This window comes from Nostoc commune NIES-4072 (assembly GCF_003113895.1).
Lineage (GTDB): Bacteria > Cyanobacteriota > Cyanobacteriia > Cyanobacteriales > Nostocaceae > Nostoc > Nostoc commune.
In genome coordinates this window covers 6,255,262-6,269,351 of the sequence record NZ_BDUD01000001.1, presented here as the reverse complement: position 1 = coordinate 6,269,351, position 14,090 = coordinate 6,255,262, and the positions used below count along the sequence as shown (strand labels likewise).

Here is a 14,090-nt window from a genome sequence, read left to right as displayed (position 1 = left end):
TGGGCGTTGCCGCGCTCTCTTTTGCACTCGCCACGGAGAGCGGGTTAGGGCGTTGGGAAGCGGTTTATACTGATGTTTTTTTGATATTTTAAATGCCACATTTATTAGACGTTTATATTATTGGTGAATGAAATGGCAAAACGAGATCATTTTTTTAAAGATTTTAACAAAACTAAGCTAGAAAAACACATTCAGGAATTACTAAAAAACTATGATTTCAATCAGGAATTTGAGTCAGAGTTGATTAGTGATTTGATTACTGAAAAGCATTTTAATCATAAATGAGTTTCATGAGAAGTAAAGTAATTAATTTAGCTGATTGGGTGAGTACACAATGAAAAAGCTTTTACAGATAAAACAGTGTTAAAACTAATAGCATTATTTTCAGGTTTGGCTTTGTTAGGCGCTGCTGGTGGGTATTTAGCTGTCAAATATCAAGAAGATGATATCAAGATTTTTGAGTCTTTAATTACTCCCAAGCCTACCATGTCGTCAGAAGTGGTTAATGATAACAGTGGATTAATTAAAGAGTCAGAACACCAAAAAACTATCAGGGAACAGGTGAAAGCTGAGGTATTAGCTGAATTGGAAAATCAGCGTGTTGTAATTGCAAACCAACAAGAAGTACAAAAACAGGCTATTTTACAGCAACAGAAGGAGATTTATCTAAAACAGCAGGCAGAATTGGAGCAAGCCAATTGTCTAACTGTGCTAACACTTCGCTGCAACAGACTGAATTGATATCTGGGTTGGGATACAAAGAAGTAAGCGTCTGGGCGCATTTGCATTCTTGGTAGCTTATAGAGAATAATCACAGATAAAGCAGCTTTGGCCTCTTCGTGCGAGATAATAAATATAAAATATGGCGATCGCAATCGATTTTGGTACTAGCAACACAGTCATTGCTCGTTGGAACCCCGTAACCCAACAGCCAGAAACCCTGAATCTACCAGGTTTATCAATTAAACAAAGCCTCAATCCGCCACTGATTCCTAGTTTGGTTTATGTTGAAGACGCAATAAAAAATCAAGTCTTAGTAGGGCAACAAGTACGCGATCGCGGTCTTGACCTCAAAGGCGAAACTCGATTTTTCCGCAGCTTCAAGCGGGGTATCGGTGCAGATATCCAAGGTTTCTTACCCGAACTAGATGGACAAATTGTCACCTTTGAACAAGTAGGGCAATGGTTCCTCACAAAAGTAATTGAAGAACTAGCTCCCTTGGAAGGGGGGTTAGATTCTCTTGTGTTAACCGTACCTGTAGATAGTTTTGAAGCTTATCGTCACTGGTTGGGGACAGTTTGTCAAGCCCTCCCCGTCGAACAAGTACGGATGCTGGATGAACCTACAGCAGCCGCCTTGGGTTATGGCTTGGCAGATCAAGAAATTCTCTTGGTAATTGACTTTGGCGGCGGCACTTTGGATTTATCCCTTGTCCGGTTAGATCAAGGTGTACAAGCAACCACAAAGCCGCTCGGATTTCTCCTCAAGTGGGGTAATAAGTCTCTGGCTGAAGATTCAAAACAAAAAGTTAAAACTGCCCGTGTCCTGGCAAAAGCTGGGCAAAATTTGGGCGGTACTGATATTGATAATTGGTTGGTAGATTACTTTGCCAAAACTCAAGAATTGGCGATAAGTCCTTTGACAACAAGATTGGCAGAACGGGTAAAAATTCAGCTATCAACTCAAAACCAAGCTAGTGAAGTTTATTTTGATGATGAGACATTTGAAAGCTATGAACTGGAGCTAAACCGCGACACTTTTGACGATATCCTCAAAGAACACGCATTTTTTGAGTTACTCGATGATTCTATGACCACACTGTTGCAGCAAGCAAGACGGCAAGGAATAGAACTTCCAGATATTAATGCAGTTTTGTTAGTTGGTGGGACAGTGCAATTACCCGCAGTGCAGACATGGATCAAACAGTATTTTGAGCCAGAAAAAATCCGTTGCGAACGTCCCTTTGAAGCGATCGCTCAAGGTGCATTACAGTTAGCACAAGGGATACAAATCAAAGATTTTCTGTATCATAGTTATGGTATCCGCTACTGGGATCGTCGCAATCAGCGTCACAAATGGCATTCTCTGATTAAAGCTGGACAAGCATACCCAATGACTCAGCCAGTGGAATTAGTCTTAGGCGCTTCAGTAGAAAATCAGCCCAGCATTGAACTAATTATGGGAGAATTGGGAGCAGATACGGGTAGTACTGAAGTTTATTTTGATGGCGATCGCTTGATTACGCGCCGTATGGACAATAGTGAAACCAGTGTCAAACCTCTCAACGATCAAGAAGGCGCAAGGACAATTGCTAAACTTACACCAGCCGGATATCCTGGAAGCGATCGGATAAAAATTCTCTTTCAAGTTGATGAACAACGCTTTTTGCGAATCACCGTTGAAGACTTGTTAACGAATGATACGCTGTTGGAAAATCAACTTGTGGCACAGTTGAGTTAGATATAATGCATATCATCAGTCGTAAAAAGCTGCGCGAATTTTGCCAAAATTATGCTGATTCCTGTGATGCACTTAAAAACTGGTACAAAGCTGCCAATAAAGCTACATGGGATAATCTTACCCAAGTGCAAGAAGTTTATCCTCAAGCAGAAGCTGTTGGTAATTTCACTGTTTTTAATATCAAAGGCAACAAATATCGTCTGATAGTTGATTTGGTTTATAGTGACCAAATAATTTATCTTAAATACATTTTGACGCACGCAGAATACGATAAGGATAAATGGAAAAATGACCCTTACTTTTAACCGTGAAACTTATGCTAGTTTGCTTGTTAAATATCAACCCAAGATTATTAAAACAGATGAGGAAAATGAGCAAGCTATTACACTAGCTGAGGAACTGTCTCATCGAGTTAACCGAACTTTGGAAGAGTCAGCATTATTAGACCTGTTGATCGCTCTGATAGAAAAATATGAGGATGAGCATTATCCAATGGGAGAATCAACAGCAAACTCAATGTTTCTCCATCTGATCGATGCTCAGAATGTTAAGGAAGCTGAGTTAGTAGCAATTCTTGGTTCAACAGAGGTTGTTTCTCAAGTTATGAGTGGAAAACAAGAAATTACTCAAGAGATGGCTAAGGTCTTAGGGAATTTTTTTCACGTTGATAGTAGTTTGTTTGAGAACTAAGCGATGTCTACGATGGGTTACGCCTACGCACTTTATAAGTTATTTCTAACCGCCCATTTTTAACCATCCAAAAACTTGATTGACGGTTAGTGCAAGTTGAATTTCTGGTAACACAGGCAAAAAATCTTCTCCCTGGAGTAACACTGGTTGTTGCTCTGGTAGAAATGCCAAAATACTGAAATCATCAGGATCAAGAAACCATCCAAGACGGCTACCATACTTTAGACAGTAGAGAATGTTGCCAATTACTTTGTTGGGTTTTTGTTCTGGCGAAAGAATCTCAATCGTCCAGTCTGGTGGAAGTTCAAAATTATCAGGTACTTCATTATCAACAGTGAACGGTATGCGTCCCCACTGAAATACAGCTACATCAGGTACAATTGAGCGATCGCCAAAACTACACCGTAATTCGGGAAATGCATAGGCAATTTTCTGAGTCTCTGTAACTTCATTAACAACAGCGCCGAGTTTCCCTTGCAAGCGGCTGTATCTCCCTTTCGGCATTGGTTTAGAAATAATCTCACCATTAATATATTCACTCGCAGGCTTTGTTTCTGGGAGCTTCAGAAATTCCTCCAAGGTAAATAGTTGAGTAGTTGAGTAGCTCATAGCTCCTAAATCCCTCAAAGATGTGTTGTAAATATTCATTGATTTTATACCCATATATACCCAATAACTGTAATATGGGTATATGAAATTATCTGATTACGCAAAGAAAGTTGGAGTAAGCTATAAAACAGCACATCGTTGGTGGAAAGCTGGGCAACTAAATGGTTATCAAATCCCATCGACAGGGACGATTATTATTGAGTCTGATAATCCAACAGAAAAAGAGCAAATCGCTCTAATTTATGCCAGGGTTTCATCGGCAGAAGCAAAACCAAATCTAGATCGCCAAGCCATTAGATTAACTGATTATTCTATCGCAAGAGGTTATCGTATTTACAAAGTCGATTCGGCTCAATGCTTTAACTTGTAAGCGCAACAACCGAATTGATAATTACTTACACAATGCCAGTAGATGGATCATTAACCATTTGGTTGGTGAGAAAATTGGAACATTGGTTATTGGGAAAAATCACCAATGGAAACAAGAAATTAATCTTGGGACAAAGACTAACCAGAACTTTGTTAGTATTCCTCATTCACGGTTTATTGAGCAATTGCAATATAAAGCCGAACTGGTTGGGATAACCGTTTTGATTAATGAGGAATCCTATACCTCAGCCTCGTCGTTTCTCGATTTAGACCCAATTCCTGTTTACAAAAAGGGTGAAAAACACACATTCAGTGGTAAGCGAATAAAGAGGGCTTGGTATAAATCCAGTAATGGCAAACTTATTCATGCAGATATAAATGCCAGCCTGAATATTACAAGAAAGGTAGTCCCAGCGACGTATAGTTTAGGGATAGAGGATATTGCAGTTTATCCATTTTGCGTAACACCGGGAAAAGTTGCTTGAGGACATTTGTCCATAAAGTTACTAACTGTTTTTAGTCTAGCAGTATGTATGGACAGGTGCGTTCACGGAGTTAAGCACCTGTCCATACATCAAAGACAGAATTGCAACTCTTAATTACGAATTATTTCCGCACCACTACTAAAGTTCCGGTTGAAGCCCATCTGTAAAGATTGCGAGCTTGCTTAACAGGTAAATTTACGCAACCGTGGCTAACTGGAGTTCCAAACCGATTATGCCAGTAAGCACCGTGGATAGCATAGCCTCTGTAAAAATACATTGTGTAAGGAACATCAGGAATATTGTAGTCCCTGCCTCGCATCCGGTGAGTACGATATTTAGAATTAATCCGAAATCTACCTATGGGTGTGGGGGTCGATCGCTTGCCTCCAGAAATGCGGTATGAATAAACAAGTCTTTTACCTTCCCATGCACGTAAGCGTTGCTCTGACAAGTCAATTTCAATCCAGCGAGGTTGGGATGTTTGCCTGATATTAGATGCAGTGATGCTGTTTTCATCCACTGACGCGGCTGTTGCTGTAGTAAAGTTGGGTGTACCTGCTAAAGGTGATGACCAAGAAAATAGAGTTGCCACCATCAGCGCCACGCCTGTACAAAAAGTTCCTGAAGAACGAATCCTATCACTGCGAATCCAAGATTGCATTATGCCTCACCTTCTAAACTACGCAAAAATTATGAAGCGAAGTAATTTTCCAGAAAGCTAAAATTTCCAGATAGACTACTCGCTTCCTATTGAGGATTTACGCAATTCATCCGCTAATGCTTTTCAAAACAAGTCCTAAGCTAATCTGCATCCAATTTGCACATTTGTCATTTGTCCTTAATTAAATGATGAGTTCTAATTAATGACTAATACTTCTCTACCAGAGGCTGCGCTGTTGGCACCCCTTAGTACAAATGACCAATGAACTAATGACTAATTACAAAGGACTCCTTTACAAAAAATCTGTCATTGAAATGCCTAAATACAAACTTTCCCAAAACTTATATTTGCATTTTTAATTTCACACGGCAATTGTCAGGATTTACGCTTATTTTCTGGGGCAAATCGTTAAATGCCCTCTTCTATATTTTATTCCAAATTCAGTAATTCCGACTCCGAAGATTCCCAGCATCAAATATTGCTGGGAATCACTCAATTGTCTTGATTTGTTGTTATTAATTATTTTCTCTAAATTGCCTTTTGGTTGCTTCACCTACTATTTCTGGATAACTACTGGTGTCCCTACCGATGCCCACTCAAATAGCCATTTAGCATGTTTAGGTGGGAGATTTACACAGCCGTGGCTCACTGGAGTGCCAAACCTTTTATGCCAGTAAGCTCCGTGAATACCGTAATTACCTTGGTAAAACATCGCATAAGGAACGTTGGGAACATCGTAGTTTTCCCCCTGCATCCGCGTAGTTTTGAACTTGGATTGAATTTTAAAAGTACCAATAAGAGTGGGAGTACCTTTTTTGCCAGAGGAAATGGCACTTCCATAAACCACTCTGTCACCTTGCCAAGCTATTAACCGTTGCTTTGAAAGATCAATTTGAATCCAACGCTGATCTGATTGTTGTAATGTCTGGATTTTTTGGGCAATCACTTGATCTTTAGTATTTGCCCAAACTTCACTCGTTCCAGTAGTAGTAAAAACACTTAAGGACAGTGCTGTACCAGTAAGGAGTATTTTTAAGTGACGCACCCAGTCAGGATACAGTTTTTTCATTTTAGATACACTCACACTCAAATCATGGGGTCTTGAGAAACTTATCAGTTTTCACCTTTATTTCTCTATCTATTACTTTAATAGACGTGAACTTTTGATGATTTGATTCTAAGTTAACTTAACTGTTGTATCAGCTTTCTTGCCCCAGATGCGATCGCTTCCCAATTCCCCTCTGTGACAAGCTTTTTCGGAAATAATTCCCCGCTCAAACCGACAGCGATCGCTCCGGCTTGTAAAAATTCTTTGGCATTTTCTAAAGTCACGCCGCCAGTAGGAATTAAGGGAATCTGACCTAGTGGCCCTTGCAAACTTTTGATATAATCTACCCCTCCCACTGCTTGTACAGGAAACACTTTTACACAACTAGCGCCCTGACTCCAGGCGGTAACAATTTCTGTAGGAGTCATAGCTCCTGGGATGATCGGCACATTTTTTTCTTGTGCTGCTTGAATCATTGCGGAGTCAACGTGGGGTGTGAAGAGGAATTGCGCCCCAGATGCGATCGCTTCTTCTAACTGTTGCACATTAAATAGCGTACCAGTGCCAATAGTACAGGCTGGTAATTCTGAACGTAGTTGAGTGATTAATTCCCCAGCCTGCGAGCTATTCCACGTAATCTCAATTAAATGCATTCCCCCAGATGCTACAGCCATTGCCATTTGCTGTCCCACTTCGATTTTAGGGGCGCGGATGACTGCGATCGCCCGATGTTTTTGCAATTGTGATAACCAAATTTGATTAGGCATTTTGACTGGAAATTAGGAATGGGGGATTAAGGATTATGGATTGGGCTAATGCAAATTTTCCCACTCACCAGTCCCCATTCCCCAATACAAGCGTGACGGTGATGTTGCTAACCTTGGTGAGTCTGATTTTCCTAAGTATGCATTGGTCTTATCGCAGACTGTCTCCATTTCTCAGCCATCGAGTCATTGACTAGGCTCGTTCTATACATCGCCTAATTTTGCTTCCTTTACATTACTTTAGTAACAGTCTTTAAAAACTCAGCTTAATTCTTCTAGTAGAGGAGAGAGTTAATTAAAAATGCATATACTGCAATTACCAAGCAATAGTTTGATAAGCCCCTAGTTGAAGACCTACTAGGAGCTTTTTTTTAATTGATTATCTAGCTCAATGGAGGTATATACGAAAAAACCTAGTTACAATTCAACTCTTCCTTCTGGTGATTAATGATTAATTCTGATGGTAGATGGAACAAAAGATGAGGATTGATAATATGAATTTGTGAGTAAAAAACGTTTATCCAATTAATAACAATGAATATTCTTGCTTGGATTGTTTTAGGTCTAATTGCTGGTGCGATCGCTAAGGCTATCTACCCCGGTCATCAAGGTGGCGGTATTCTGGGAACAATCTTACTAGGAATCATCGGTGCTTTTGTTGGCGGTAGCTTAGGCGTATTCTTCAGTACAGGGGTGTTAACTTTAGCACCTGCTGGTTTTAGTATTCCTGGTATTGCGCTAGCAGTTCTTGGTGCAATTGTTGCGGTTTTCCTGTGGAACTTAATTACACGTAGCAGTGCTGTATAAAAGCAAAAGTGCAGACAAGAAGTGAGGGGAACTTAAAAAATTAATTTAACTATTGTCAATTAAATCCAAAAAATAGCGCCAGCCTTAATTAAGGTGGTGCTATTTTTTGGATTAATTTTCTTAAAATTTGTTAGGGTGCGTTAGGAAATTAGTCCATAACGCACCGAAAATCTAAGATGGTACGTTAGCCTACGGCATAACCCACATTACAGCTTTTCCGCAGGTTGGCGATCGCTAATTGAGGATTAATTTCATGCCAGTAGGGACGTTATTTAGTTTACAGCAGCACTGACTAAACCATTGTGCCTGAGCAAAGCGATCGTACTCGGTTCACGACCCCGGAAAGTTTTAAACACCTCCATTGGATGCTGACCACCACCAAGTGCCAGCACTGTATCTCGATAACGCCGACCTGTAGCTTTTATAGCCTCTTCATCTTCTAGCCCCGCTTCTTCAAAAGCGGCAAAAGCATCAGCACTTAGTACCTCAGCCCATTTGTAACTGTAATAGCCTGCTGCATAACCACCCTCAAAAATATGTCCAAAAGCACATAAAATTGAATCTTCTGGAAGTGGCGGTAAAACAGTAGTAGTCTTGGCTATGCGATGACGCACATCTGAGGGAGTTTCATTACTACCAGGTTGATAGCGGTAGTGGAGTTCTAAATCAAGGCTGCTTAGATGGATCTGCCGCAACGTCGAAGATCCACTCATATAATTACGCGCCGCTAGCAGCTTTTGATAATAATGCTCCGGTAAGGCTTCACCAGTTTCGTAATGCTTCGCCATTCCAAAGAAAGTGGTTCGCTCATAACACCAGTTTTCCATAAACTGACTAGGTAGTTCCACTGCATCCCACTCCACATTATTGATGCCTGCGGCTCCGGTATAGTCAACCTTAGTGAGCATGTGGTGCAATCCATGACCAAATTCGTGGAACAAAGTTTCTACTTCATAGAAAGTCATTAAACTAGGTTTACCATCTACGGGAGGACTTTGATTACACACCAAATAAGCTACAGGTAAGCGGATAGCAGTAACACCATTTTCAGTGATTTTGGCTCGATTGATGCACACATCCATCCAAGCACCACCGCGTTTCTCGGCTGGACGGCTGTAAGGGTCTAAGTAGAAGTAGGCTATGGGGGAACCAGTTTCGTCAGCAATTTGGAAATAACGGACATCTTCATGCCATACTGGCGCTTGACCATCGGCAGAGGTGACAGTAACGCCAAACAGCCGCTTAACTAGTCCAAATAAGCCGTCTAAAACTTGGGGAAGAGGAAAGTAGGGACGCAATTCTTCAGAAGTAAAGGCGAATTTTGCTTCTCGTTGGCGTTCTGCCCAAAAGCTGATATCCCAGTGTTTTAAATCCTCAGCTTCTGCTGCTCCCTGTGCTGCTGCAAAAGCTTTGAGTTCTGCCAAGTCTTTGACAGCAGCATCATAACTAGCGCGGCGTAGTTCTTCTAATAGGGCGTTGACTGCCTCAACATTGGGAGCCATCTTACTAGCTAGGCTCAATTGAGCAAAACTTTTAAAGCCTAGTATATCTGCGAGTTCTTGGCGCAACTTCAAAATGCGCTCAATTAAAGGGTTGTTATCCAAATCGCCACTAGAAGCGCGGGTGATATGAGCTTTGTAAAGCTTTTCGCGCAAATCTCGACGGGTACTGTGCTGCATGAAAGGGCCATAGCTGGGGAAGTCCAAAGTAATCCGCCAGGGGCCATTTTCTGGTGTAGCATTGCTTTCGCCAGCAGCACGAGCCGCTTGAGCGGCTAAACTTACTAAGCTTGGTGGTAAACCGTCAATTTCAGCTTGTGTTGTTAGGGTTAAGCTGAAGGCTTTAGTGGCATCAAGTACATGGTTAGAGAATTTGGTAGAAAGTTCTGCTAACTCCATTTGTATGGCGTTGAAACGCTCTCTTGCCTCTCCTTCTAAGCCAACACCAGAAAGTTCTGCATCTCGAATAGCCGCTTCTACAATGCGCTGTTGGGCTAATTCTAAAGTTGCCCAAGTATCACTGGTGCGGAGTGCCTTAAAAGCATTATAGATAGGTTTGCTTTGACCAAGCTTGTTGATAAATTGTACAACTAGTGGCTGTACGATTTCATGAGCTTCGCGCAGTTCTGGGCTATTTTTAACACCCATTAAATGATTCACTACCCCCCAACTCCAGGTAAGCCGTTCTGTCAGCTTTTCTAAGGGTTCTACTAAACCACTCCAAGTAGGCTGTACATTAGATTCTAAGGTGGCAAGCTGCTGCTCAAGTTCTGCCAGCAACTGATTGAAGGCTGGTACTACTCGCTCTGGTTTAATCTCTGCAAAGGCAGGTAAACCAGTGCCTTGAAGTAGGGGATTGTCGGAAATAAGGGTACTTGCACTCATGGTTTTGTGTGAACTGCGGATGAATAAAAATCAACAATGGTTTTGATTTATATATTTCTAATGTAGCGATCGCAGCACGAGTTAGTCTTGCCATTATGACAAAAAGGCGAAAAAAGCGAGAATTCCTCACAAAAATATCCCGATACAGCAATTTTGTTTAGTTTGTGAACAATATCTGACAACTTTACCAAAGGCGATGCCTATGGCGGGCTACGCCTACGCAAAAAGACATCATTAATGTACTATGTCAAACAGGTAGCGCGTCCGCCAGCATGGGCGTTATCCTGAAAACGCAGTTTCAGCCCAAGAATCCTACACTTTCAAGGCGTAGAAGTGTCAAATTAACTTAATGCGATCAATCATCCTTGCCGAACCGAAAAGGTAGGCTGTATATTTATGATTTTATTTGGCAACTCATCTTTTTACTCGTAAAATCGAAAACAAGATCAAGGTAAGTAGAAAATAGTCCCTAAATTAATGAATACGTTAATCAGTCAGGGTGGAAGAGCTATCACTAAATTTCAGGTGGTAGACCGGATAAATGATATCGTTTGGCAAGCTCACCAAGGTAGCGTTGCTGCCATTATTCAACTATTGAACGAAAAGCTAGCCAAGTCTGGTGTCAGAACTAGAGCCATATTTTCTGATGGTGTCTTACAACTTCTGTGCGAGGCGGCTAGAATAGAGCAACTTGAGCAATCTCCCCTCGTAGAACAAATCCAGCAAATTCTTGATTCCATCGCGCCGCGTCACATTCGGCGAGTCAATATCAACAGTCGGATTGTTCGAGAACAACAATTATTGTGGTTAAAGGAAATAGATAGCGATCGCGACAACCAATTGCTTTGGTCACAGGAAATTACGTTAATTCAGCCTAATCTTGTAAAGCAATTAATTGCAGATTTCACAGAAGCTAAAGCTGAACTAGGAAAGCCAAATTTTCCTAGAACTCAAGTTTCTCGTCCTTTGGTACTTATTAACAAAGAAAAACACAAAAATAAGCCTAAAAAAAAGATATTAGCTGCGGCTGGTTTATGCTCACTGTTGTTGCTTAGTTGGGTTGTTTATGCCCAGTTAGGTAATAATCTGAGCAACCTAATGCAATTACAAACTTCTAAATCTATAACTCCAGAAAATACGAGCCAGAAGAAAGTTCAAACACCACTTAGTCCTGCTAAGAATAACATTTCTGACCCGTCTGATGATCAATTTTCCACAGCCGTGAGAATTGCTAACCAAGCTTCTGCATCTGGTAAAACAGCCACAGTCTCAACTCAGTGGTTAGAGATAGCTGCTAAGTGGCAACGAGCCTCAGATTTAATGAGTACGGTACCAAAAAACCACAGCCGTTATCAGGAGGCAAAAATTAGGACTCAACTATATAAAAAATATAGTGAGGCGGCGCAGAAAGAAGCAGATAAGATTAAATCTTAATTTTTTGTTGGAATACTTCGATTACTGATTAATATTCTCGCAGTGGGAAATTGATTATTTTCTTTACTTCTTGTAACTCCCCCAAGCAATCAATAAAATCAGGTACAATAATCATTCCGGGAGGAACTTATGCAAGAATCAGTAATTTATCAAGATATTTTGCATCAGGGAGAACAGAGGGGAGAACAGAAGGAAGCGTTGAAATATACAAAACGTCTTTTAAACAGACGCTTTGGTGAGATAGATTCATTAATAATTGAACGTCTCCAAGTCTTATCTACTGAAAAATTGGAAGGATTGGGCGAAGAATTTTTAGATTTTTCAAATGTATCTGATTTAGTCGCTTGGCTTGAGCAAAATACAAGCGACTAAATCTATCTCTATGTGTAGATTCACTTAAGGACTTCCAAGAAATAAATTACTCAATAAAAATCAAAAGCCACATTTTAATAATAATCAATTTTTTGGAAGTTCCTAAGTAACTGTTCACATGAGGGGTCAAAAAAATGTCCGATATTAAATCTTATAAGTCCTCTAATTCAGGAGTTCTCCTGTTTCTTGCAGGGAGTGCAAGCGGTGGTAAATACCTTCGTGATGCAAGAGTTCTTCGTGGCTACCGACTTCTACAATCTTTCCTTGCTCAAGAACCACAATTTTATCAGCTTCCCGCACTGTACTTAGACGGTGAGCAATAACAATGGTGGTGCAAGTACCCTGAATTGATCGCATCGCTAGTTGAATTGAACGCTCAGACTCATAATCTAAACTAGAGGTGGCTTCGTCAAAAATCAGCACGTCTGGTTCTACTAACAACGCCCTAGCAATTCCTAACCGTTGTCTTTGTCCTCCAGATAGCCTGACACCTCGTTCTCCCACGACGGTGTAATAACCTTTGGGTAAGTGCTGCACTACTTCATCGACTCTGGCAATTCTACAGGCTTCTTGAACCTGCTCTAAACTAGCATTTGGTCTGCCGTAGGTGAGGTTATCTAATATAGTACCGTTAAAAACGTCTACTTCTTGGTGAACGATCGCTAGCCTTCGTCTATACTTACCCACATCCAAAGTGCGAATATCTTGACCATCAATCAGAATTTGACCTTCTTGAGGCTCAAAATATCGCAACAGCAATTTCACTAAAGTAGACTTACCAGAACCGGAACGCCCCACTAATGCCACTGTTTGGTATGGCTCAATCAACAAGTTAATATCTTGTAAAACTTGACGCTTGGCATCATATCCAAAAGTCAGGTGGGACAACTCAACTTTTCCAGTAAATTTATAAGGAGATTCTGTCTGGTTGCTCTCTTCTAAAAGACTAGCTGAATCAGATGCAGTTGGCTCTTGCAGAAATTCGTGAAACCGCAGCATGGGAGAATAACGACGGGCAAAAACTTCTGCCAAGGCACTAATAGGTTCTAATTCAGCATAAGCCATGCTAGAAAGAGTTAAGGTCATGACAAAGTGACCAAGAGAAATTCTCCCATCTAATGTTGCTGCTAAAGTCAAACCCAGAATTGTAAATACACAAAACTGAATTACAGTTCTTTGCCAAGTAGTCAGTATCGTATAACCTTTGTGGATGCGACTCTCAACCACCGTTAGTTCACGATCTAAACGTTGCTTTTGCCGTTTCAGTTCCCTAGCTTCTCTAGCAAATGCTTTCACCGTTTTGATATTAGTAATCAATTCGGAAGTACGGCTTTCGGTGTCTTCACCGTATTTATCTAGAATAGTTTCGTGCCCAATCAACCGTTGTAAATCCTTCAAAGTTAAGCCAAGGATAACTACAAAGGAGATTAGATATAGAACTGCAATTCGCCATTCAATCACCAAAATAAACAAGAAGATTCCTAGTACACGAGCTAGTTTAGGAATCAACTGTCCGGCAACTTCAGGGTAACTAAAAGTGTGATTAGAAATACCTCTTGCTATTCTTCCAGCAATACGTCCGGGGTTATTTTCATCATAAAATTCCAGTGGGAGAGTCAGAATTTTTTCTATGGCTGTTTGGGCTTTCTCCCGACGCACCCTTAAAGCTATATCCCAATGAAACCAATTGGTTAACCAGGGTTGTGTGGGCGCTCTCACTACGGTGACAACGAATATTAAACCCAGTAAGACACCTAAAGATAGAGTTTTATTGACTGGGTAATTGGTGATGTTTGAAAAAGTTGCGATCGCACTTTGAAGTGGTTTATCCAAAGGTTGATTAGACAAAACGTTTAAAATCTGCCCAATCGCGTAAGGGACAACTAAATCAATAACTTCGTAAATGCTAGATGCTGTAATACTGAAAACACTCTGCTTCCAGTAAGAGTGAAAGTAATTGACAATATCTTGAAATTTGGCCATGATGCACACCGTCCAAGAGCGCG

15 protein-coding genes and 1 pseudogene are annotated in these 14,090 nt (G+C 40.8%); 10 read left to right on the top strand and 6 right to left on the bottom strand.

What is annotated here, in order from left to right; translation table 11 throughout:
- Positions 1–132 precede the first annotated feature (132 nt).
- From CDC33_RS39160 to CDC33_RS27875, 5 genes are all read left to right on the top strand, one after another.
- A complete protein-coding gene (locus CDC33_RS39160; protein ID WP_181374154.1) occupies positions 133–285 on the top strand; it encodes a hypothetical protein in 153 nt (50 codons plus the stop codon).
- A 75-nt stretch (positions 286–360) separates the two neighbouring features.
- Positions 361–741 (top strand): hypothetical protein, encoded by a 381-nt coding sequence (locus CDC33_RS27890; RefSeq protein WP_109011686.1) that lies wholly within the window; start codon positions 361–363, stop codon positions 739–741.
- A 121-nt stretch (positions 742–862) separates the two neighbouring features.
- The gene (locus tag CDC33_RS27885; RefSeq protein WP_109011685.1) at positions 863–2,461 is read left to right on the top strand and encodes an Hsp70 family protein; all 1,599 of its coding nucleotides are present in this window, start codon (positions 863–865) and stop codon (positions 2,459–2,461) included.
- 5 nt (positions 2,462–2,466) lie between these two features.
- Entirely contained in the window at positions 2,467–2,766 is a 300-nt protein-coding gene (locus CDC33_RS27880) for a type II toxin-antitoxin system HigB family toxin (RefSeq protein WP_109011684.1), read from the top strand.
- A complete protein-coding gene (locus tag CDC33_RS27875; protein WP_109011683.1) occupies positions 2,750–3,151 on the top strand; it encodes a helix-turn-helix domain-containing protein in 402 nt (133 codons plus the stop codon). Before CDC33_RS27880 ends, CDC33_RS27875 begins: the two co-directional genes overlap by 17 nt.
- A 45-nt stretch (positions 3,152–3,196) precedes the next feature.
- Here the strand turns inward: CDC33_RS27875 and CDC33_RS27870 are convergent, their stop codons facing one another.
- On the bottom strand, positions 3,197–3,760 hold the full coding sequence (locus CDC33_RS27870; protein WP_109012736.1) for a Uma2 family endonuclease: 564 nt from the start codon (positions 3,758–3,760) through the stop codon (positions 3,197–3,199).
- 82 nt (positions 3,761–3,842) lie between these two features.
- Between CDC33_RS27870 and CDC33_RS27865 the strand changes: the two genes are divergently transcribed.
- On the top strand, positions 3,843–4,130 hold the full coding sequence (locus CDC33_RS27865; RefSeq protein ID WP_109011682.1) for a recombinase family protein: 288 nt from the start codon (positions 3,843–3,845) through the stop codon (positions 4,128–4,130).
- Positions 4,063–4,614, top strand: a complete 552-nt coding sequence (locus CDC33_RS27860) for an IS200/IS605 family accessory protein TnpB-related protein (protein WP_369694400.1) — start codon at positions 4,063–4,065, stop codon at positions 4,612–4,614. Before CDC33_RS27865 ends, CDC33_RS27860 begins: the two co-directional genes overlap by 68 nt.
- Before the next feature lie 121 nt (positions 4,615–4,735).
- Here the strand turns inward: CDC33_RS27860 and CDC33_RS27855 are convergent, their stop codons facing one another.
- The 3 genes from CDC33_RS27855 to CDC33_RS27845 all read right to left on the bottom strand — a co-directional run bounded on the left by CDC33_RS27855 (position 4,736) and on the right by CDC33_RS27845 (position 7,090).
- Positions 4,736–5,275 carry a L,D-transpeptidase gene (locus tag CDC33_RS27855; RefSeq protein ID WP_181374153.1) on the bottom strand — a complete coding sequence of 180 codons (540 nt, stop codon included), beginning with the start codon at positions 5,273–5,275 and terminating at the stop codon, positions 4,736–4,738.
- 556 nt (positions 5,276–5,831) lie between these two features.
- Entirely contained in the window at positions 5,832–6,344 is a 513-nt protein-coding gene (locus tag CDC33_RS27850; RefSeq protein ID WP_109011681.1) for a L,D-transpeptidase, read from the bottom strand.
- Between the two features lie 113 nt (positions 6,345–6,457).
- On the bottom strand, positions 6,458–7,090 hold the full coding sequence (locus tag CDC33_RS27845) for a bifunctional 4-hydroxy-2-oxoglutarate aldolase/2-dehydro-3-deoxy-phosphogluconate aldolase (RefSeq protein WP_109011680.1): 633 nt from the start codon (positions 7,088–7,090) through the stop codon (positions 6,458–6,460).
- Positions 7,091–7,621: 531 nt separating this feature from the next.
- On the opposite strand from CDC33_RS27845, the gene CDC33_RS27840 reads away from it, so the two are divergent.
- On the top strand, positions 7,622–7,894 hold the full coding sequence (locus CDC33_RS27840) for a GlsB/YeaQ/YmgE family stress response membrane protein (RefSeq protein ID WP_109011679.1): 273 nt from the start codon (positions 7,622–7,624) through the stop codon (positions 7,892–7,894).
- Between the two features lie 272 nt (positions 7,895–8,166).
- On the opposite strand, the gene CDC33_RS27835 is transcribed toward CDC33_RS27840, so the two are convergent.
- Entirely contained in the window at positions 8,167–10,278 is a 2,112-nt protein-coding gene (locus tag CDC33_RS27835) for a M3 family metallopeptidase (protein ID WP_109011678.1), read from the bottom strand.
- Positions 10,279–10,755: 477 nt separating this feature from the next.
- Here CDC33_RS27835 and CDC33_RS27830 point away from each other — a divergent pair, with 477 nt between their 5' ends.
- Together CDC33_RS27830 and CDC33_RS27825 are read left to right on the top strand one after the other, a co-directional pair.
- The gene (locus tag CDC33_RS27830) at positions 10,756–11,712 is read left to right on the top strand and encodes a hypothetical protein (protein ID WP_109011677.1); all 957 of its coding nucleotides are present in this window, start codon (positions 10,756–10,758) and stop codon (positions 11,710–11,712) included.
- A gap of 120 nt (positions 11,713–11,832) precedes the next feature.
- A pseudogene (locus tag CDC33_RS27825) lies at positions 11,833–12,084 on the top strand (DUF4351 domain-containing protein); the annotation flags it as partial.
- Positions 12,085–12,246: 162 nt separating this feature from the next.
- On the opposite strand, the gene CDC33_RS27820 reads toward CDC33_RS27825, so the two are convergent.
- Positions 12,247–14,067, bottom strand: coding sequence for an ABC transporter ATP-binding protein (locus CDC33_RS27820; protein WP_109011675.1), 1,821 nt, complete (start codon positions 14,065–14,067; stop codon positions 12,247–12,249).
- Positions 14,068–14,090 lie beyond the last annotated feature (23 nt).